Consider the following 19439-nt stretch of genomic DNA (forward strand, 5'->3'; position numbering starts at 1 on the left):
GCAGCTTGTGGAATTTAGCATAAAAAGCGGAAGCCCGGAAAAACAGCGTAGCGCCTGCGTCGTCGTCGGTGTTTTCGAGTCGAGGAAATTGACCTTGCCAGCGGAACTGCTCGACAACATCTCCGGTGGTTACATCTCCGACATCGTTCGCCGCGGCGACATGGAAGGCAAGGCCGGCACGACGCTGTTGCTGCACAACGTGCCGTCCACACACTGCGACCGCATTCTGCTCGTCGGGCTGGGCAAGGAAAAGGAATTCCGCGAGAAGGAATTCGCCAGCACCATCCGCACCGCAGTCAAGGTCCTCAATGAAACCGGCGCCTTCGACGCCAGCCTTTTCCTCACCGAATTACCGGTCCGGAAACACAGCATCACCTGGCGCGTGCGCCAGACGGTGATCGCCGCGCTCGATGCCACCTACAAATTCGACCAGTTCAAGAGCAAGAAGGAAGAAATCCGCCGCCCGCTGCGCAAGCTGACGATCAGCGTTGAGCGCCGCAACGAACTGGCTCCCGCCGAGGAAGGGCTGCAGCAGGGGCTTGCCATTGCAGAAGGGGTGTCGCTGACCAAGACGCTCGGCAACCTGCCGCCCAATGTCTGCCACCCGACTCACCTCGCCGAGCAGGCCCGTGCCATGGCCAGCGAATTCAAGCTCGACTGCGAGATCCTCGAACGCGAGGATATGGAAAAGCTGGGCATGCACTCACTGCTGGCCGTGGCGCGCGGCTCGCACCAGCCGCCCAAGCTGATCGCCCTCAGTTACAAGGGCTCAAGGGCCAGCGAGAAACCTATCGTCCTGGTCGGCAAGGGCGTCACCTTCGACACCGGCGGCATTTCGCTGAAACCGGGCGCCGAAATGGACGAGATGAAATATGACATGTGCGGCGCCGCCAGCGTACTCGGCACCATGCAGGCAGTCGCCCGCATGGCCCTGCCAATAAACCTGACCGTCGTCGTACCGGCCACCGAGAACATGCCGGGCGGCAATGCCACCCGGCCAGGGGACATCGTCACCTCGATGTCCGGACAGACCATCGAAATTCTCAACACCGATGCCGAAGGCCGCTTGATCCTGTGCGATGCGCTGACCTACGCCGAACGCTTCGAGCCCGACACCCTGATCGACGTCGCCACCCTGACCGGCGCCTGCGTCGTCGCCTTGGGCAATGTCGCCACCGGCCTGTTCGCCAACAAGGACAGTCTGGCGCGTGAACTGCAAGAGGCCGGCGAGGAAGCCAACGACCGGGCCTGGCACATGCCACTGTGGGATGACTACCAGGAACTGTTGAAGAGTCCGTTCGCCGACATGGCCAATATCGGTGGGCGCTGGGGCGGCGCCATTTCGGCCGCCTGTTTCCTGTCGCGCTTCACCAAGAAATTTGACTGGGCGCACCTCGATATTGCCGGAACGGCTTGGAAATCAGGTACCGACAAGGGTGCGACCGGCCGGCCGGTGCCGTTGCTTACCCACTATCTGCTGCAGCGCGCGGGCAAGCTCAATTGACCCAGGTGTTCTTCTACCACGGCGCCAGCGACCGGATCGCTGCCGCCTGTGCCCTGTTGAGCGGCGCCTACGCCAAGCGGAAGCCGATGCTGGTGTATGCACGCGAGCCGGAAGTCGCCAGCAACCTCGACCGCCTGCTATGGACCCACTCGGCGCTCAGCTTCGTACCGCACTGCCGGGCCGATTCGCCGCTGGCAGCGGAAACCCCCATCCTGATCACCGATCAGCTCGACACCATCGCCCAGGACGAGCGCCTGATGAACCTGAGCCGTGAAATCCCACCGGGCTTCTCGCGTTTCGAAAGCCTGATCGAGGTGGTTGGCCAGGACGAGGACGACCGTAGTGCCGCACGGGATCGTGTCAAGTTCTACAAGGATCGTGGCTACGACGTTCGCTATTTCGACCTCAGCAATCGCTAAGGACCTCCCGTGCCCAGCCCCATCCTCGCCCGTGCCGACGCTCTGATGCACCGCAAACGCCAGCCCGAGACGGAACTCGACGATGTACCTGTGCTGATCGACGCCCTTGACGATGACGACATCCCGGTACTGCTCGATGAATTAACCCCGGAAACAGGCCCTGAGGCCAGTTCCGCCGCCGACCCACGGGCATTCCAGACGGCAATCGAGGCAGCGCCGCTGACCGACATTGAGATCGATCCCGTTATGGACATGCCGGAAATGATGCCTGGCCTCGCGGTCCCCTCCGGTTCGACCGAGGCCCTGACTGCCCGCGAGACACCCGAGCCGCCACCCCGCCTGATCAATGCCGACCTGCGTGAACAATTGGCCAGCGAACTGGCCCGCCGCGTCGAGCAGCGCCTGGTCGCCGAACTTCCCCGCCTCATCGAATCGACCCTGCGCGACTTCCTGGCTGAGCAGGAAATGATCGCCGCCTCTACCAGCGACGACTGACGCAGCGGCAAAGCCGGAGCAGCGCTCCGGTATAATCGCGGGTTTCCCCTTTTCCGAGAAGTCCATGGAACTCGCCAAAGCCTTTGAGCCCGCCGATATCGAACGCCACTGGTACCCCGAGTGGGAATCCAAGAATTATTTTGCTGCTGGCGTCGACCGCAGCAAGGCTGACAATTTCTGCATCCTGCTGCCGCCGCCCAACGTCACCGGCACGCTGCACATGGGGCATGGCTTCAACCAGACGATCATGGACGCCCTCACCCGCTACTACCGGATGAAGGGCCACAACACCCTGTGGCAGCCAGGCACCGACCACGCCGGCATCGCCACCCAGATCGTCGTCGAGCGCCAGCTGGATGCTCAGGGCGTTTCGCGCCATGACCTCGGCCGCGAGAAGTTCCTGGAAAAAGTCTGGGAGTGGAAAGAATACTCGGGCGGCACGATCACCCGCCAGATGCGCCGCATGGGCACCAGCCCGGACTGGAAGCGCGAGCGCTTCACGATGGACGCCGGCCTCAACAAGGTCGTCACCGAGACTTTCGTCCGCCTCTACAACGAGGGCCTGATCTACCGCGGCAAGCGCCTGGTCAACTGGGACCCGAAGCTGCACACCGCGGTGTCCGACCTCGAAGTGGTTCAGGAGGAAGAAGACGGCTTCATGTGGCACATCCGCTACCCGCTGGCCGACGGCTCGGGTAGCTTGGTGGTCGCCACCACCCGTCCGGAAACCATGCTCGGCGACACGGCCGTCATGGTCCATCCGGAAGACGAGCGCTATAAGCACATGATCGGCAAGATGGTGAAGTTGCCGCTGACCGACCGTGAAATCCCGATCATCGCCGATAGCTACGTCGATCTCGAATTCGGTACCGGTTGCGTCAAGGTCACACCGGCCCATGACTTCAACGACTACGCCGTTGGCCAGCGCCACAGTTTGCCGATGATTTCGATCCTGACGCTCGACGCCAAGATCAACGACGCCGCCCCGGACAAATACCGCGGCCTTGACCGCTTCGACGCCCGCAAGGCCGTCGTCGCCGACCTGGAAGCCCTCGGCATTCTGGAAAAGACCGACAAGCACAAGCTCAAGGTGCCGCGTGGCGACCGCACCGGCGTCGTCATCGAGCCGATGCTGACCGACCAGTGGTTCGTCGCCATGTCCAAGCCGGGCGCCGACGGCAAGTCGATCACCGAGAAGGCGCTCGACGTCGTGCATTCCGGCGAGATCAAGTTCTATCCCGAAAACTGGGTCAACACCTACAACCAGTGGCTGAACAACATTCAGGACTGGTGCATCTCCCGCCAGCTGTGGTGGGGCCACCAGATTCCGGCCTGGTACGGCGTCAATGGCGAGGTGTTTGTCGCCCAGAACGAGGAAGAAGCCCGCAAGCAGGCCGACAAGGCCGGTTACGCCGGCCAGCTGACGCGCGACGAAGACGTGCTCGACACCTGGTATTCATCCGCTTTGTGGCCGTTCTCGACACTGGACTGGACCGGTAACGAAGCGACCGATGCCGCCAACCAGGTGCTGCAACAATACCTGCCGTCGACCGTGCTGGTCACCGGCTTCGACATCATCTTCTTCTGGGTGGCGCGCATGGTCATGATGACCAAGCACATCACCGGCAAGATCCCGTTCAAGCACGTCTATGTGCACGGCCTGATCCGCGATGGCGAGGGCCAGAAAATGTCCAAGTCCAAGGGCAACGTACTTGATCCGATCGACCTGATCGACGGTATCGGCATCGATGCCCTGGTCGAAAAGCGCACCTTTGGCCTGATGAACCCGAAACAGGCCGAGAGCATTGCCAAGAAGACCAAGAAGGAATTCCCGGAAGGCATTCCGGCCTTCGGCACCGATGCGCTGCGCTTCACCTTCGCCTCGCTCGCCTCGCCGGGGCGCGACATCAAGTTCGACCTGAACCGCTGCGACGGCTACCGCAATTTCTGCAACAAGCTGTGGAACGCTACGCGCTTCGTGCTGATGAACGTCGAAGGCCACGACCTGGCGCTCGATCACCAGCAGGGCCGCGGCGGGGTCTGTGTCACGCCGGGCGGCGAACCGCGCCTGAAGTTCAGCTTTGCCGACCGCTGGATCGTCAGCCTGCTGCAAAAGGTGGAAAAGGAAGTCGAGCAACACTTCATCGACTACCGCTTCGACCTGATCGCCCAAACGATCTATAAATTCATCTGGGACGAATTCTGCGACTGGTACCTGGAAATCGCCAAGGTCGAGATCCAGACCGGTGACGAGGCCCAGCAGCGTGGCGCCCGCCGCACGCTGGTCCGTACGCTGGAAACCATCCTGCGCCTGGCGCACCCGCTCATTCCGTTCATCACCGAAGAATTGTGGCAGACGGTCGCCCCCATCGCTGGCCGCCAGACGCACGATTCGATCATGCTCGCCGCCTACCCGTCTGCCGACCTGTCGCGTATCGACGAAGCCGCCGAAGCCAAGGTCGAGCGCCTCAAGGCCCTCGCCTACGCCTGCCGCAACCTGCGCGGCGAGATGGGTATCTCCCCGGCCCAGCGCACGCCGCTGCTGGTCGCCGGCGGCGGTGAGGAAATTTGCGAATTCGCCCCCATCCTGCAAGCTCTGGGTAAGCTCTCCGAGGTACAAATCGTGGACGACATGCCGGCCGACGCCATGGCACCGGTCGCCGTGGTCGGCGAGACGCGCCTGATGCTGAAGGTCGAGATCGACGTTGCTGCCGAGAAGGAGCGCCTGAAGAAGGAAATCGAAAAGCTGGAGAAGCAGATTTCCATCGCCCAGGGCAAGCTCTCGAACGAAGGCTTCGTCGCCCGCGCCCCGGCCGCTGTCGTCGAACAGGAAAAACAGCGGGTTGCCGAGTTCACGGCAACGCTGGACAAACTCAAACCCCAACTCGCCAAGCTAGGCTGAGTCACGAGAGCGCCATGGAAGACAAACGCAGTTTCTTCAGCCAGATCTTCACCAACCTGATGATCTTCTCCCTCGCCGTCGGTGCCAGTACCGTCGCCTTCATCTATTCCTGGCCGTGGGAGAAGGCCAACCCGGACTGGAAACCCACCTTTCGGCTGATTGCAGCCTGTGGCGAGAAGAAGGAAGCTTGCGGTCTGGCCTATGGTGAGCTCGCTGACGCCAAGGCAAAGGGCCGGATCGCCTCTCTGGAGCCGACCGAACCGGCCGGTGAAGTCGAGGAAGAGAACAACTGGCTGAAGTGGAAGAAGGAAGATGGCCTCTACGAAGTGAAGGCTTCGTCGTGGCATTTCCAGACAGTTGTGCGCTACCGCATCGAGAACGACACGCCGGTGCTCGTCGCCTACCAGGACGTGGATGTCTCCCGCGCCTTTACCTACGGCATCGGTGCTGCGCTCTTCCTGACCATCGGCCTCAGCCTGCGCAAGTTGCGCGGCTGAGTCGGCCCACCGGCGCCGCCGAAGGCCACCCGGCCTTCAGGCGGGGCGCAGGCTGACCCGAACCAGCCCGCGCAGGGCATTCCCCAGCCAGAAACCTCCCGCGAGGTCCGCCGGCCACAGCACGGCCTCCCGGGCCTTCCCGTCGGCCAGCAACTCGGCCCGCAGCACGCCGGGCAAGGCGCCGCTCGCGACGGGCGGCGTCAGCAGGACGCCACCCCGTTCAACGAAAACATTGCTGCGCGCCCCTTCGGCCACCTCGCCCCGCTCATTCAGGAAAACCTGGTCAAACACCGCCGGCTGACCGGCAATGATGCCGAGCGCCTCGTCGTAAATCGCCCGATCCGTCGTCTTGTGGCGCCGCAAGGGGTAGCGTGAGTCGATGCGTTTTTCTGCCAGCAAGGCTAAGCGCCCCTCGGCCGGCTCGTCGACCAGCGGAAAGGCCGCCACCGAACAACGACCATCCTTGGCGAGCATCAGGCGAACCCGCCAGAGGCCACGGGCAGAGGGTTCAGCAAGCGCAGCCAGTATCCGTTGCTCATTGAAGGCGAAGCCCAGCCACTCAGCTGACTGGCGCAGCCGCGCCAGGTGCGGCGCCAGACGTGAGTAATCGCCATCGACCCGGCGCAGGGTTTCGATCAATTGAATGCCCGGATCGTCGTCCCGCAGGAAACGGGCTTTCAAATGACACTCCGCCCACTCCGACGTAATCTGCGAGTCGGCGACGATGCCACTGCCAACCCCCAGGCGACCCGCGCCACCCGGCAACAGTTCGAGCGTCCGGATCGCGACATTCAGACGAAAATCACCGTTCGGGGCCAACCAGCCCAGCGCCCCGGTGTAGGGGCCGCGCCGGGAGGCTTCCAAGTCGGCAGCGATCTGCATGGCGCGGATTTTTGGAGCCCCGGTGATCGAGCCGCAGGGAAACAGCGCCTGGACGATGTCGCCAAAGGATGTCTGAGCCGGTATGCGGGCCGATATTTCCGAAACCATCTGCCAGACTGTCGGATAGGCCTCGATGTCGAACAAACGGTCGACCGTCACCCCCCCTTTGTTCGCCACCCGGCCTAGGTCGTTGCGCAACAGGTCGACGATCATCAGGTTTTCCGCCCGGTCCTTGGCCGAGGCGAGCAGGGATTCGGGCGGCACGGTACGCGGTGCCGTACCCTTCATCGGCCGGGTCAGCAGGCGATCGGCCGTGCGCTCCAGGAACAGTTCCGGTGAGAGCGAAACCAATCCTGATTCATCATCCCCGATGAAGCCGCCGTAACGAACCGGCTGGCGCTGGCGTAGACGGGAATACAGGGCGACGGGCAAACCGAACCAACAGAAGCGCAACGGGAAAGTGTAGTTGACCTGATAGCAATCGCCGGCATGGATCAGCGTCTTGATGCGCTCGATGGCTGCCGCATAGGCCGGCTGGTCAATCCCCGGATGCAGGCCACCGATACCGGCCACGGCGTTTCCCGCTACCTGTTGCAACCAGGCTTCGGCAGCCTCCGTTGTCAAGGTCTGCCGCTCGGCAAACCGCCAGAAGCGGGCCAGTACCTGCTGCCCCGGCTGCCAGCCAGGCGGGGCGGATTTCGGTTCGAGCAGATAACCCAGTTCGTAGTCGAGCGCGACCACCACCCAATGCGGGCCCCTTTGCACGTCGGCCAGGGTGGACGACCACGAAGCCGCATCGCGCACCTCGAGGCAATCGATCAACCCAGAGAAAAGCCAAGCGGCAGGTTCGCCTGCCGGCGCCTGCCTGTCTTCGAAAAATGCGGTGAACGGGGTGTTTATTTGCGCTTCAGGAAATACTCGAAGACCCGGTTCTCTTCCTTCTGCTCGAGCAGTTCGTTACCGGTTTGCTTGGCAAAGGCAGGAAAATCCTTGAGGGAACCCGGATCGGTGGCCAGGACGCGCAGAATCTGGCCGGATTCCATTTCGGCGAGGGTCTTCTTGGTACGCAGGATGGGAAGCGGGCAATTCAGCCCCTTGACGTCGAGTTCGCGATCAAATTCCATGGTCATTCAACTGGTAGATTCAAGCTACGATTCTAACCTCAATTGCGTTTTTCCTTCATTTCCTCGACCTGCCGACGCCGCATCTCGCGCAGTCGGGCATCGATCGAGGACATTTCGTAGAAATTCGCATCGCCCGCCTGTTGCGCCAGTTGCAACTGCTCGATGGCGCCCGCCGTCTGTCCCTGCAGGATGAACACCTCGGCCAGGGCGCGGTGCTGCATGGCCCGCTGCCCGAGACCGGCGTAGCTCTCGGCCCGCATCTTGTGCAGGCGGACATCCTCCGGGTAATTGCGCAACTGCGACTCGGCAAAACGCAGCGCATCGTCGTGGCGGCGGGCCGTGATCAACGCTGCACCGTAACCATAGATCAGGCCGAGGTTGAGCGGGTAGCGCACCATCGCATCCCGGTAGATCGCCAGGCCAGCCGCCGTATCGCCCTGCGCCAGGCGGACATCGGCCCGCAAGTGCTCGAACATGGCTGCCGACACCTTCAGTTGCCGCATGGTTTCCAGTTCCTGCGCCGCCCCCGCCCAATCACGCGATCGATAGCGGGCGAAGGCCAGGCCAAAGCGGATCGCCCCTTCCGATGCAAACTTCTTTTCCTGCAGCAGGTTCTCGAGATCCTTGACCGCCTCGCGCGGCGTTCCCTGCATCGCCCGCACCTTGGCCCGCACCAGTTGGAAATCCGGACTATCGGCCACTTGGCGATAGGGGATCGCCTGCTCGCGGTTCTGCATGTCGGTCAGCCGCTCGCCGGTCAATGGGTGGGTGCGCAAATAGGCTGTCGCGTTGTTCTCGTACAGACGAACAGCCTGCTGCAGACGGGCGAAGAAGGCTGCCATGCCGCGCACGTCGAAACCAGCCTTGCGCAGAATGTCGAATCCCTGACGATCCGCCTCGCGCTCGAAATCGCGCGAAAAGGCCAACTGGGATGAAATCGCCCCGGCTTGCGTGGTGGCAATGGCCGCGCCCGCCACCTGGCCGTTCGACCGGGCAGCCAGCAAGGCAAGCGCCATGGCCACCATGGACGCTATGCCAATCTGCTTCGATTGGTAGATCTGCCGGGCGATATGGCGTTGCGTGACGTGCGAGATTTCGTGGGCCAGCACACCGGCCAGCTCGGATTCGGTCTGCGACGACAGGATCAGGCCGGTATGCACACCGATGTAGCCACCGGGCATGGCGAAGGCGTTGATGTTCTGGTCGTTGATGGCGAAGAAGGTAAAACCGAAGCCTGGGTCGCTGCTCACGGCGGCCAGTCGGTTGCCGAGCTGGTTCAGGTACACCTCGATGTCTGCATCGTCGAGGTAGGCCGGCTCCCGCCAGCGAATGTCGTGCATGATCTGCTGGCCGATCTTCTTTTCAGTGCTCAGCGAGAACTCACTGCTCGCCACGTCACCCAATTCGGGCAACTCGTCCGCCGCCACCGGCTGAACTGCCAAGGCCAGCGCGAGAGTCAGGGCAACGAATCGTTGGGGCAAACGCATGGTGCTATGATAGCGCAGCCTTGATTTCCGCCATTCCGGCGGATCGTAACCAAACGTAACGCCCGTGACTTCTTCCCCCCTTACCCATTTCGACAGTGCCGGCCAGGCCCACATGGTGGACGTCGGCGCCAAGACCGAAACCGCCCGTGTTGCCCGTGCCGCCGGCAGTATTTACATGCAGCCGGCAACGCTGGAACTGATCCGCTCCGGTTCGGCCAAGAAAGGCGACGTACTCGGTATCGCCCGCATCGCCGCCATCCAGGCTTCGAAACGCACCGGCGATCTCATCCCGCTCTGCCATCCGATCGCCCTGACCCGTGTTGCGGCCGAATTCACCATCGATGAGGCCAATAACGCCATCCACTGCGCTGTAACGGCAGAATGTTTTGGCCGTACCGGAGTCGAAATGGAAGCATTGACTGCGACGACGGTCGGCCTGCTGACCATTTACGACATGGCCAAGGCCGTCGATCGCGGCATGCGCATCGACAACATCCGCCTCCTGGAAAAATCCGGCGGCAAATCCGGCCACTGGCTGGCTGAATAAGGCATCTCCCCCACATCATGCTTGAATTGAGAAGACGACTCCTGAAGGGTGGCCTGTCGGCCGCAGCAATTACTCCGTGGCTCGGTGGCGGCCTGCTTGTGCCGACCACGGTGCTTGCTGCCGAATGGCAGAAACCGGCTTTCGCTGCCCGCACGATCAACGATGCGCTGAAGGCCTATGGCAGCACGAGTGCCGCCGAAAGCCGCGACATCGTGATCAGCGCCCCGGAAATTGCCGAGAATGGCGCCAAGGTCGAGGTTGAGGTGAGGTGCAACATCCCGAACACCCGCAGCCTGGCCATCTTTGCCGACAAGAACCCGATGCCGCTGTGCTCGGCCATCGAGTTTTCCGGCCCCGCCCTGCCCTATGTCCGGGAGCAGCTCAAACTGTCGGAAACGACGCGTATCCGGGTCGTCGCCAAAACGGGCGACGGCAAATCCCATGTTGCCTTCCGTGAAATCAAGGTAACGCTCGGCGGCTGCGGAGGTTGATCATGGCTGACCCCATCAAGATTCGCGCCCAGATCCAGGGCGATGTCACCGATATCCGGGTACTGATGCAACACCCGATGGAAACCGGTCAACGCAAGGATGACAAGGGGCAAACCCTGCCCGCCCACTTTATCCAGACCTTCACCGTCAGCCTGAACGGCAAGCCCATCATTGACGGCCAATTGAATACGTCGATTTCGCGGAACCCGCTATTCACCTTTCAGGCGCGCGGCATCAAGGCGGGCGACAGGCTGAGTGTCACCTGGACCGACAACGCCGGAGAGACGCGTCAGGACGACATCACGGTCGCTTGACTCGCCGGATTGAAAACGAAAAAAGCCCGCCTGACTCAGGCGGGCTTTTTGACATATTCTGTGTTCCGGCTCAGGCGCGCTGGATGTTGGAAGCCTGCTTGCCCTTCGGACCCTGAACCACTTCGAAGGAAACCTTTTCGCCTTCCTTCAGGGTCTTGAAGCCATTCATGTTGATGGCGGAGAAGTGTGCAAAGAGATCTTCGCTGCCATCATCCGGCGTGATGAAACCGAAACCCTTGGAATCATTGAACCACTTAACGGTACCGAGTGCCATGTTCTGCTACTTTCATACAAAAAACGAACAAATTTCCGGGTCTCCCCGACTCCCTGTTTGTGCTCAACGACCCGGTGCTCGCGGCAATCCCGATACAGCTTGAAGCCAAACACAATGGCTTTCTACGCGAGTTGAATTATGTCGTCAACAAGTTTCCATGACGCAGCGCAGCATGAATTGGCCGAGGAGATTGCTTGTCACACAACGGAAACAGGCAGTTTGTTCCTCAACAGGATGTATTGCACATTGAATCGGACTGTATAGAATCGAATGCATGGCTACGAAGTTTCAGGAAGGCGGACAACTAGAGGCCCAGCGCAACCGGCTGGGGCCGCCGAAGATGTACAAGGTGGTGTTGCTGAACGACGATTACACGCCGATGGATTTCGTCATCACCGTTCTGCGGCGTTTTTTTTCACTGGATACTGAACAAGCGACGCGAATCATGCTCAAAGTTCACAACGAAGGTCGAGGCGTGTGCGGCATCTTCCCGCGCGACATCGCGGCGACCAAAGTAGAACAAGTATTGGCATTCGCCCGCCAGCATCAACACCCGCTCGCCTGCATCATGGAGGAAAACTGATGATTGCCCAGGAACTCGAAGTCAGCCTGCACATGGCCTTCGTCGAGGCGCGTCAAAAGCGCCACGAATTCATCACCGTCGAACACCTCCTGCTGGCGCTGATCGACAACCCGTCAGCCGCCGAAGCCATGCGTGCCTGCGGCGCAAAGACCGACACGCTGCGCAAGGATCTCTCCAATTTCATCGACGAGCACACGCCGACTGTGGTTGGCGAGGACGACATCGATACGCAACCGACGCTCGGTTTCCAGCGCGTGATCCAGCGCGCCATCCTGCACGTGCAGTCTTCCGGCAAGAAGGAAGTCAATGGTGCCAACGTGTTGGTCGCCATCTACGGCGAAAAGGACTCGCATGCCGTGTATTTCCTGCAGAAGCAGGGCGTCACCCGGCTCGACGTGGTGAATTTCATTTCGCACGGCATCAGCAAGGTGCCGCAACCGAAGGCCACGCCGGAAGGCGAGGTCGAGACGGAGGGTGAAAAGGCTGAAGCCGGACCGCTGGAGCAATACACCATCAACCTGAACGCCCTCGCTATCCAGGGCAAGATCGACCCGCTGATCGGCCGCGACAAGGAGTTGGAGCGTGTCATCCAGACCCTGTGCCGGCGGCGCAAGAACAACCCCTTGCTGGTCGGCGAGGCCGGCGTCGGCAAGACAGCCATCGCCGAAGGCTTGGCGCGCAAGGTAGTCGAGGGTGAGGTGCCGGAAATCCTGAGCAAGGCCAACGTATACGCACTGGACATGGGCTCCCTGCTCGCCGGCACCAAGTACCGCGGCGATTTCGAGCAGCGCCTGAAGGCCGTGCTGAAGGCGCTGCAGGACAATCCGAACGCCATCCTGTTCATCGACGAAATCCATACGCTGATCGGGGCCGGCTCGGCTTCCGGCGGCACGCTGGATGCGTCCAACCTGTTGAAGCCGGCACTGTCTTCCGGGCAACTGAAGTGCATCGGGGCAACGACCTATACCGAATTCCGCGGTATCTTCGAGAAGGACAGCGCGTTGTCGCGTCGCTTCCAGAAGATCGATGTGAACGAACCCTCGGTGGCCGAGACCGTCGAAATCCTCAAGGGCCTGAAAGCCCGCTTCGAGGCGCATCATGGCATCAAGTACTCGGCGACGGCGATCTCGTCGGCTGTCGAACTGTCGGCCCGCTACATCACCGACCGCCACCTGCCGGACAAGGCGATCGACGTGATCGACGAAGCCGGTGCCGCCCAGCGCATCCTGCCCAAATCGAAGCAGAAAAAGACCATCAGCAAGACGGATATCGAGGAAATCGTCGCCAAGATCGCCCGTATCCCCTCGCAGCATGTCTCGCTGGATGATCGCGGCGCGCTGAAGAATCTCGACCGCGACCTGAAGGCGACCGTCTTCGGCCAGGACAAGGCGATTGACGCGCTGGCCAAGGCGATCAAGATGGCCCGTTCCGGCCTCGGCAATCCCGGCAAGCCGATCGGCTCCTTCCTGTTCTCCGGCCCAACCGGCGTCGGCAAGACGGAAGTGGCCAAGCAACTGGCTTATTGCCTGGGTGTCGAGCTACAGCGTTTCGACATGTCGGAATACATGGAACGCCATGCCGTGTCGCGGCTGATCGGCGCTCCGCCGGGCTACGTCGGTTTCGACCAGGGCGGCCTGCTGACCGAGGCGATCACCAAGAAGCCGTACTGCGTGCTGCTGCTCGATGAAATCGAGAAAGCGCACCCGGACATCTTCAATATCCTGTTGCAGGTCATGGACCACGGCACGCTGACCGACAACAACGGGCGCAAGGCGGATTTCCGCAACGTGGTGATCATCATGACCACCAACGCCGGTGCTGCCGACCTGCAGAAGTCCAGCATGGGCTTCACCAGCAGCAAGCAAACCGGCGACGAGATGGCCGAAATCAAGCGCCTGTTCACGCCGGAATTCCGCAACCGCCTGGATGCGACGATTTCCTTCGCGCCGCTCGACCACGAGATCATCCTGCGCGTGGTCGACAAGTTCCTGATGCAACTGGAGGAACAGTTGCACGAGAAGAAGGTCGAGGCGCATTTCAGCGATGCCGTGAAGGAAATGCTCGCCGAGAAGGGTTTTGATCCGCTGATGGGCGCCCGGCCGATGGCCCGCCTGATCCAGGACACCATCCGCTCCGCGCTGGCCGACGAACTGCTGTTCGGCAAGCTGGCCAATGGCGGCAAGGTGACGGTGGATCTCGACAAGGAAGGCAAGATTCGGCTCGATTTCGAGGAAGAGAAGGCCGAAGCGACCGTCTGACGGATTGCCAGAACCCCGGAAAGCCGTGCAACATTGCACGGCTTTTTTATTTCGAGGATTCCGACATGAGCTTCAAAACCCCCGACCTGTGCGATGCCTTCGAGGCCGAACTGGGCAAGACCGTCCGCGTCGTCGCCCCGATGTTCCAGCGCTATGGCGGCCGCACCAGCTTTTCCGGCCAGATCGTCACCCTCAAGCTGTTCGAGGACAACTCGCTGGTCCGCGAAGTCTTCGGCGAAAACGGCAAGGGCAAGGTGCTGGTCATCGACGGCGGTGGCTCGCTGCGCTGCGCGCTGGTCGGCGACCAGCTGGCCATCCTGGCCAACAAGAACGGCTGGGAAGGCGTCGTGGTCTATGGCTGCATCCGTGACTCGGGCGACATCAACGGCATCGACATCGGCGTCCGGGCGCTCAACACGCATCCGCAAAAAACGCTGAAGAAAGGTATCGGCGACAAGAACGTGGCCGTCACCTTCGGCGGCGTGACCTTCACCCCCGGCGAGTGGCTGTATGCCGATGAAGACGGTGTTCTCGTTGCCAGCAAGCCGCTGGTCTAAATGAAAAATCCGGGAAGCTCCCGGATTTTCGTATCGCAACCCCGCACCAGGCGGGGCAGACGCAAGACCTAGCCTTCCAGCAGGGCCGCGCTTTCGCAGCCGACCCGGATGGAGCCCCAGTGGCGACCACTGACCATGATCGGCATGTTGATTTCAGACAGGATTTCCCCAGTATCGCGCGCATAGGTCTGAACCAGCATCGGTAGCGTGTTCTTCGCTCCACGCTGGCCCGTCACATCATCCCAGATACGTCGCGTCCGGTTGCCGACCAGATCGTTTTCGTAGTTACCGGTCAGCGGCCGGGAATATTTCTGGTTGTGAATGGCGCCATAACCGCGGGTATCGATGATCAGCGCGTAAACGCCCCCCTTCAGGCTGCCCAGCGCTGTCTCCAGCAAGGGCTGCACCTTCTGCTCGAAGGCGCCCAGGTAGCTGACGTCGTATTTCTGTGGATTGGTTCCCGGGAGGGGACGATAGTTCTGATCCCAGATGTTGGTGCCACCCGCCGCCAAACCAGCCAGGCAATCCTGGATCGCATCCCGGAAACGACGTGCCTGATCGACGTTGTAGTCAAATGCCCCGCGACCGATCTTGAACCGCGAAACCAGTTCCTGGACGCTTTCGGTCGCCTGGCTCAAGGTTTGTGTCGATTGCTCCGACGAACGCATGCTGCCGGCGACCTCGTTCGACAGGTCATGCACCTGCGTCACCGCCTCATGCACCTGGCCGTTGGTCGCCGTCAGCTGCTCCATGGCAGCGGCGATCTGGTTCAACTGGTCGCCGGTCCGCTCGAAGTCGCCGACCATGCGTTGGAACTCGCCGGAGGAACGCTCGACCACCTCCCGCGTCTGGCGGATATCATGATTGATGTGCTCATTCTCGGTCTGCGTCTCGCGCACCAGGGCGATCATGCTGCCGATGTTGTCGCTGATCTCCTGCGTCGCGACATTGACCCGCTCAGCCAGCTTGCGCACTTCGTCGGCCACCACCGCGAAACCGCGACCCATTTCACCGGCCCGCGCCGCCTCGATCGCCGCATTGAGCGCCAGCAGGTTGGTCTGGTCGGCAATGTCCTTGATCAGGCCGGCAATCTGCCGGATGCTGTCGGAGCGCTGCGCCAGATGGTCGACCGTGCTGTTGAAGGAACCCAGCTTGTCGCTGACCATCACCACCTTGGTGACGATGTCGTGCATTTCATTGAGCGAAGCCCGTGCCGTCGCCAGGTTGGCGTCGGTCGAATGGGAAATCATTTCCGTCGAGTTCGACACCTCATGGATGGCCTGGATCGCCTCACTGCTCGCGCCGAACACGGCACCGGCGATCTCGCCCTGTTTGCCGGCCCGATCCGCCGTCAGCGCAACAGTCTTCTTGACCACGACCGCTTCGCGGGCGATGTTGACGCTCATCTTGCGCACCTCGCTGATGATCTCGCGCATCTTTTCGGCAAAGCGGTTGTAGGACTCCGCCAGGGTGCGCAGCTCATCATGCGTAATGGTCGGCAGGTTGCGCGAGAAATCGCCTTCGCCGCGCCCGATTTCGTCGAAGATGGTCGAAATCAGGCGGACCGGGCGCAGGATCAGAAAGCGGATGTACGCAATCTGCAGGATGTTCCAGGCCAGGGCCACGACGGTCAGGCCGATCATCAGCGTCAGGCCGCTGTCCAGGCTGGCCGAAATCCGTTGCAGGCTCTCGGCGCTGGCACCGGAGCGACGCAGTTCCTCGCCGATCAGCCCCTTCTGGTGGAAATAGATCGCCAGGTAGCCGACATCAATAAAGAAGAGCAAAAGGAAGCTCATCAGCTTCTTGGTTAACGAGTTCCAGAAGGTCCGCTCGTTCCAATCGTACAACTGTCGCAAAAATTCCATGACAACACCGTCGAAATTCAAAATTTGGTCGATTCAACACCCGTTCACCAGTCACGTCAAGCCAAGAAAATGATGCGCCATGCGGTATGAATACCCATCCCGACCAATCAGATGCTGCATTGCATTTCACTTTGGCAAACCAGATTTCGCATCATGAAAAATTGCAAACAACACTCTGTTTTAATTTAAGAAAATATTGTCTTATGTCTTATATAAGACTATTGCTGCTGCGCAAAAAAAATCCTATACTTCGCCATCGACCTTGCAGCAGCCTGATTCGGTGCAAGGCCGTCCCCCCAAACCAATTCAACTGAGGAATTCACATGAGCACTCGCGAACAGCAAATCGCCGCCCTCGAAAAAGACTGGGCTGAAAACCCCCGCTGGAAGCTCGTCAAGCGCGGTTACTCCGCTGCTGACGTCGTCCGTCTGCGCGGCTCCCTCCAGCCGGAATACACCCTGGCCCAGCGTGGCGCCAAGATCCTCTGGGAAAAGGTTAACGGCGGTGCCAAGAAGGGTTATGTGAATGCTTTTGGCGCGATCACCGCTGGTCAGGCCATGCAGCAGGCCAAGGCTGGCCTGGAAGCCGTGTATCTGTCCGGCTGGCAAGTTGCTGCTGACGGCAACACCTCCGAGACCATGTACCCGGACCAGTCGCTGTATGCCTACGACTCCGTGCCGACCATGGTTCGCCGCATCAACAACACCTTCAAGCGCGCTGACGAAATCCAGTGGTCGCGTGGCATCAACCCGGGCGACGAAGGCTTCATCGACTACTTCCTGCCGATCGTTGCTGACGCTGAAGCCGGTTTCGGTGGCGTTCTGAACGCTTTCGAACTGATGAAGAACATGATCGCCGCTGGTGCTGCCGGTGTTCACTTCGAAGACCAGCTGGCTGCTGCCAAGAAGTGCGGCCACATGGGTGGCAAGGTTCTGGTTCCGACCCGTGAAGCCATCGAAAAGCTGATCTCCGCTCGTTTCGCCGCTGACGTCATGGGCGTTCCGACCCTGATCCTGGCCCGTACCGATGCTGAAGCCGCCAACCTGATCACCTCCGACTACGACGAGAACGACAAGCCGTTCCTGACCGGCGAGCGTACCCAGGAAGGCTTCTACCGCGTCAAGAACGGTCTGGAGCAGTCCATCTCCCGCGGCGTTGCCTACGCCCCGTACGCCGACCTCGTCTGGTGCGAAACCGGCGTGCCGGATATCGGCTTCGCCCGTGAATTCGCCCAAGCCATCCAGGCCGCCTGCCCGGGCAAGCTGCTGTCCTACAACTGCTCGCCGTCCTTCAACTGGAAGAAGAACCTGTCTGATTCCCAGATCGCTTCCTTCCAGGAAGAACTGTCGGCACTGGGCTACAAGTACCAGTTCATCACCCTGGCCGGTATCCACGTCAACTGGTACAACACCTTCCAGTTCGCCCACGCTTACGCCCGCGGCGAAGGCATGAAGCACTACGTCGACATGGTTCAGGAACCGGAATTCGCCGCTCGCGAAAAGGGTTACACCTTCGTTTCGCACCAGCAGGAAGTCGGTACCGGTTACTTCGACGAAGTCACCACCGTCATCCAGGGTGGTTCCTCCTCCGTCAAGGCCCTCACCGGCTCGACCGAAGAAGAGCAGTTCCACTAAGCACAGATCAGGATCGCCACGTCATCACGTGGCTTTCTCAAAGGCCCGCCCTCAAAAGGGGTGGGCTTTTTACTTTCGAAAGTCATGTATTCGGATTTCGCTGCTCATTTGGGGCGCTGTAATCCGTACCTTGTGGGCAGGCCTGCGCTAGTCCCGCAAGAGCATCACTTCAGCGCGCAAAACGCCGCTGCAGCGGTACGCAAAAAATATCCGGCCGGATGCGGCGCACCGTCGCGCGCTTCCGCATTCGATCCGACCCGGCCGCCATTCAAACTGAGGGACGCGACCACATCCAGAGCACGACGCAAACCCCGATACCGGCCGGTACGTAGCGCCAGACATCCGGCAGTGCGAACCAGCCGCCCACGGCACTGATTGCCAGCAGCACCGCGGCGGCCTGCTTGGCGACGCGCGGGATGGCGCCATGGTCGCGCCAGGCACGAATGGCCGGACCCGCGCTGGGGTGGGCTAACAATTTTTCTTCCCATTCCGGATGCGAACGGGCGAAGAACCAGGCAGCAAGGATCAGGAAGGGGGTTGTCGGCAAAAGCGGCAGGAAGGCACCGACCACACCGAGGACGACTGATACGGCGCCAAGCGCACGGTAGACGGGCGTTTTCATCAGCGTAGCTCCCAGTAGCTGGGGCGACTGTAATTGTCCTTGAGCAGGTCGATGAACAAGCGCACCCGCAACGGCAGGTGGCGGCGCTGCGGAAAGACAGCGTAAATGCCCATGGGCGGGGCCTGCCAGGCGTCGAGCACCGAGGTCAGACGACCTTCCTTGAGATCGCGGCCGACTTCCCACAGCGAGCGCCAGGCCAGACCACGCCCGGCCAGCGCCCACTCGTGCAACACGGCGCCGTCGTTGCACTCGAAAGTACCGCCGACCTTGATGGTGTCGACCTCGCCGCTTTCCGGGTGGCGAAACACCCAGCCGCGTTGCTGGCCGAGCGACAGGCAGTTGTGCCGGGCCAGATCATCCGGCGTGCGCGGCACGCCATGCGCGACCAGATAGGCCGGGCTGGCCACTACCATGCGCCGCATTTCGCCGAGACGCACGCTGATCAGGCTGGAATCGGTCAATTCGCCGATGCGGATGGCGCAATCGATGTTTTCGTTGATCAGGTCGACCAGGCGGTCGCTCAGGTTCAGATTGACCCGCACCTCGGGGTTGGCCTGCATGAAATCGCCGACCAGTGGCGCGACATGCTGTCGACCGAAACCAGCCGGGGCCGACACCTTGAGGTAGCCGCTGGCTTGCACGCCACCCAGCGAGACGGCCGCCTCGGCATTGGCCAGATCATTGAGTAGCTTCTGGCAATCTTCGAGAAAGGCCTGCCCCTCGAAGGTCAGCGTCAGCTTGCGCGTCGTGCGCAGCAGCAGCCGGACACCGAGGCGACTTTCCAGCGCATCGATGCGCCGCCCGATGATGGCCGGCGTGACGCCTTCAACCCGGGCGGCGGCCGACAAACTTCCCCGAGTTGCGACGCTGGCAAAGGCTTCGATCTGCTTGAGGCGATCCATTTGATACCCAAAGTAAAAGATGAAGTGATTCTAGACGCCTTTCAAGTCTTATAGAAGACTTCTAGAATCCATCCCATCGCCG

Annotated in this window: 19 protein-coding genes; 12 read left to right on the forward strand and 7 right to left on the reverse strand. The window is 61.2% G+C overall.

Features of this window, described 5'->3' with window-relative positions:
* The first annotated feature begins 7 nt into the window (after nt 1-7).
* The 5 genes from K420_RS0116840 to K420_RS0116860 all read left to right on the forward strand — a co-directional run bounded on the left by K420_RS0116840 (nt 8) and on the right by K420_RS0116860 (nt 5817).
* Complete coding sequence (locus K420_RS0116840; protein WP_027459075.1) at nt 8-1504, forward strand: leucyl aminopeptidase; 1497 nt, start codon at nt 8-10, stop codon at nt 1502-1504.
* 5 nt (nt 1505-1509) lie between these two features.
* Nucleotides 1510-1923 (forward strand): DNA polymerase III subunit chi, encoded by a 414-nt coding sequence (locus K420_RS0116845; protein WP_232422848.1) that lies wholly within the window; start codon nt 1510-1512, stop codon nt 1921-1923.
* A gap of 9 nt (nt 1924-1932) precedes the next feature.
* Complete coding sequence (locus K420_RS0116850; protein WP_027459077.1) at nt 1933-2418, forward strand: hypothetical protein; 486 nt, start codon at nt 1933-1935, stop codon at nt 2416-2418.
* 64 nt (nt 2419-2482) lie between these two features.
* Complete coding sequence (locus tag K420_RS0116855; RefSeq protein ID WP_027459078.1) at nt 2483-5320, forward strand: valine--tRNA ligase; 2838 nt, start codon at nt 2483-2485, stop codon at nt 5318-5320.
* A gap of 14 nt (nt 5321-5334) precedes the next feature.
* The gene (locus tag K420_RS0116860) at nt 5335-5817 is read left to right on the forward strand and encodes a hypothetical protein (protein WP_027459079.1); all 483 of its coding nucleotides are present in this window, start codon (nt 5335-5337) and stop codon (nt 5815-5817) included.
* A gap of 36 nt (nt 5818-5853) precedes the next feature.
* Here K420_RS0116860 and pabB read toward each other — a convergent pair whose 3' ends face one another.
* From pabB to K420_RS0116875, 3 genes are all read right to left on the reverse strand, one after another.
* Nucleotides 5854-7521, reverse strand: a complete 1668-nt coding sequence (gene pabB, locus K420_RS0116865; RefSeq protein ID WP_051453220.1) for an aminodeoxychorismate synthase component I — start codon at nt 7519-7521, stop codon at nt 5854-5856.
* 74 nt (nt 7522-7595) lie between these two features.
* Nucleotides 7596-7823 (reverse strand): sulfurtransferase TusA family protein, encoded by a 228-nt coding sequence (locus tag K420_RS0116870; RefSeq protein ID WP_027459081.1) that lies wholly within the window; start codon nt 7821-7823, stop codon nt 7596-7598.
* Between the two features lie 38 nt (nt 7824-7861).
* A complete protein-coding gene (locus K420_RS0116875) occupies nt 7862-9310 on the reverse strand; it encodes a M48 family metalloprotease (RefSeq protein ID WP_051453221.1) in 1449 nt (482 codons plus the stop codon).
* A 64-nt stretch (nt 9311-9374) separates the two neighbouring features.
* Between K420_RS0116875 and moaC the strand changes: the two genes are divergently transcribed.
* From moaC to soxZ, 3 genes are read left to right on the forward strand one after another with little or no spacing between them, the layout of a single operon-like run.
* Complete coding sequence (moaC, locus tag K420_RS0116880; RefSeq protein ID WP_027459083.1) at nt 9375-9857, forward strand: cyclic pyranopterin monophosphate synthase MoaC; 483 nt, start codon at nt 9375-9377, stop codon at nt 9855-9857.
* Nucleotides 9858-9874: 17 nt separating this feature from the next.
* Nucleotides 9875-10348, forward strand: coding sequence for a thiosulfate oxidation carrier protein SoxY (soxY, locus tag K420_RS0116885; protein WP_027459084.1), 474 nt, complete (start codon nt 9875-9877; stop codon nt 10346-10348).
* A 2-nt stretch (nt 10349-10350) separates the two neighbouring features.
* The gene (gene soxZ / locus K420_RS0116890; protein ID WP_027459085.1) at nt 10351-10662 is read left to right on the forward strand and encodes a thiosulfate oxidation carrier complex protein SoxZ; all 312 of its coding nucleotides are present in this window, start codon (nt 10351-10353) and stop codon (nt 10660-10662) included.
* A gap of 70 nt (nt 10663-10732) precedes the next feature.
* On the opposite strand, the gene K420_RS0116895 is transcribed toward soxZ, so the two are convergent.
* Nucleotides 10733-10936 (reverse strand): cold-shock protein, encoded by a 204-nt coding sequence (locus K420_RS0116895; RefSeq protein ID WP_027459086.1) that lies wholly within the window; start codon nt 10934-10936, stop codon nt 10733-10735.
* Between the two features lie 274 nt (nt 10937-11210).
* Between K420_RS0116895 and clpS the strand changes: the two genes are divergently transcribed.
* The 3 genes from clpS (at nt 11211) to rraA (ending at nt 14334) form a co-directional block, all read left to right on the forward strand.
* Nucleotides 11211-11519 carry an ATP-dependent Clp protease adapter ClpS gene (gene clpS / locus K420_RS0116900; RefSeq protein WP_027459087.1) on the forward strand — a complete coding sequence of 103 codons (309 nt, stop codon included), beginning with the start codon at nt 11211-11213 and terminating at the stop codon, nt 11517-11519.
* Nucleotides 11519-13777 (forward strand): ATP-dependent Clp protease ATP-binding subunit ClpA, encoded by a 2259-nt coding sequence (gene clpA / locus K420_RS0116905; RefSeq protein WP_027459088.1) that lies wholly within the window; start codon nt 11519-11521, stop codon nt 13775-13777. Before clpS ends, clpA begins: the two co-directional genes overlap by 1 nt.
* Nucleotides 13778-13842: 65 nt before the next feature.
* Nucleotides 13843-14334 (forward strand): ribonuclease E activity regulator RraA, encoded by a 492-nt coding sequence (gene rraA / locus K420_RS0116910; protein WP_027459089.1) that lies wholly within the window; start codon nt 13843-13845, stop codon nt 14332-14334.
* 68 nt (nt 14335-14402) lie between these two features.
* Here rraA and K420_RS0116915 read toward each other — a convergent pair whose 3' ends face one another.
* Nucleotides 14403-16199 carry a methyl-accepting chemotaxis protein gene (locus K420_RS0116915; RefSeq protein WP_027459090.1) on the reverse strand — a complete coding sequence of 599 codons (1797 nt, stop codon included), beginning with the start codon at nt 16197-16199 and terminating at the stop codon, nt 14403-14405.
* Between the two features lie 323 nt (nt 16200-16522).
* Here K420_RS0116915 and aceA point away from each other — a divergent pair, with 323 nt between their 5' ends.
* Nucleotides 16523-17833 carry an isocitrate lyase gene (gene aceA / locus K420_RS0116920; protein ID WP_027459091.1) on the forward strand — a complete coding sequence of 437 codons (1311 nt, stop codon included), beginning with the start codon at nt 16523-16525 and terminating at the stop codon, nt 17831-17833.
* A 268-nt stretch (nt 17834-18101) separates the two neighbouring features.
* Here aceA and K420_RS0116925 read toward each other — a convergent pair whose 3' ends face one another.
* Together K420_RS0116925 and K420_RS0116930 are read right to left on the reverse strand one after the other, a co-directional pair.
* Nucleotides 18102-18455 (reverse strand): YbaN family protein, encoded by a 354-nt coding sequence (locus tag K420_RS0116925; protein WP_035854970.1) that lies wholly within the window; start codon nt 18453-18455, stop codon nt 18102-18104.
* Nucleotides 18455-19357: a LysR family transcriptional regulator gene (locus K420_RS0116930; RefSeq protein WP_027459093.1), complete on the reverse strand. Its 903-nt coding sequence runs from the start codon at nt 19355-19357 to the stop codon at nt 18455-18457. The genes K420_RS0116925 and K420_RS0116930 overlap by 1 nt, the downstream gene beginning before the upstream one ends.
* Nucleotides 19358-19439 lie beyond the last annotated feature (82 nt).

Origin of the sequence: Dechloromonas agitata is5 (assembly GCF_000519045.1) — a bacterium.
Taxonomy (GTDB): domain Bacteria; phylum Pseudomonadota; class Gammaproteobacteria; order Burkholderiales; family Rhodocyclaceae; genus Azonexus; species Azonexus agitatus.

Bases quoted from the DNA above. Each gene is read 5' to 3' on its own strand.
- rraA (WP_027459089.1), top strand. From the start codon at position 13,843: ATGAGCTTCAAAACCCCCGACCTGTGCGATGCCTTCGAGGCCGAACTG.
- K420_RS0116855 (WP_027459078.1), top strand. From the start codon at position 2,483: ATGGAACTCGCCAAAGCCTTTGAGCCCGCCGATATCGAACGCCACTGG.
- K420_RS0116870 (WP_027459081.1), bottom strand. From the start codon at position 7,823: ATGGAATTTGATCGCGAACTCGACGTCAAGGGGCTGAATTGCCCGCTT.
- K420_RS0116895 (WP_027459086.1), bottom strand. From the start codon at position 10,936: ATGGCACTCGGTACCGTTAAGTGGTTCAATGATTCCAAGGGTTTCGGT.
- K420_RS0116875 (WP_051453221.1), bottom strand. From the start codon at position 9,310: ATGCGTTTGCCCCAACGATTCGTTGCCCTGACTCTCGCGCTGGCCTTG.
- K420_RS0116915 (WP_027459090.1), bottom strand. From the start codon at position 16,199: ATGGAATTTTTGCGACAGTTGTACGATTGGAACGAGCGGACCTTCTGG.
- K420_RS0116860 (WP_027459079.1), top strand. From the start codon at position 5,335: ATGGAAGACAAACGCAGTTTCTTCAGCCAGATCTTCACCAACCTGATG.
- soxZ (WP_027459085.1), top strand. From the start codon at position 10,351: ATGGCTGACCCCATCAAGATTCGCGCCCAGATCCAGGGCGATGTCACC.
- K420_RS0116930 (WP_027459093.1), bottom strand. From the start codon at position 19,357: ATGGATCGCCTCAAGCAGATCGAAGCCTTTGCCAGCGTCGCAACTCGG.
- clpA (WP_027459088.1), top strand. From the start codon at position 11,519: ATGATTGCCCAGGAACTCGAAGTCAGCCTGCACATGGCCTTCGTCGAG.
- clpS (WP_027459087.1), top strand. From the start codon at position 11,211: ATGGCTACGAAGTTTCAGGAAGGCGGACAACTAGAGGCCCAGCGCAAC.
- aceA (WP_027459091.1), top strand. From the start codon at position 16,523: ATGAGCACTCGCGAACAGCAAATCGCCGCCCTCGAAAAAGACTGGGCT.
- soxY (WP_027459084.1), top strand. From the start codon at position 9,875: ATGCTTGAATTGAGAAGACGACTCCTGAAGGGTGGCCTGTCGGCCGCA.
- K420_RS0116925 (WP_035854970.1), bottom strand. From the start codon at position 18,455: ATGAAAACGCCCGTCTACCGTGCGCTTGGCGCCGTATCAGTCGTCCTC.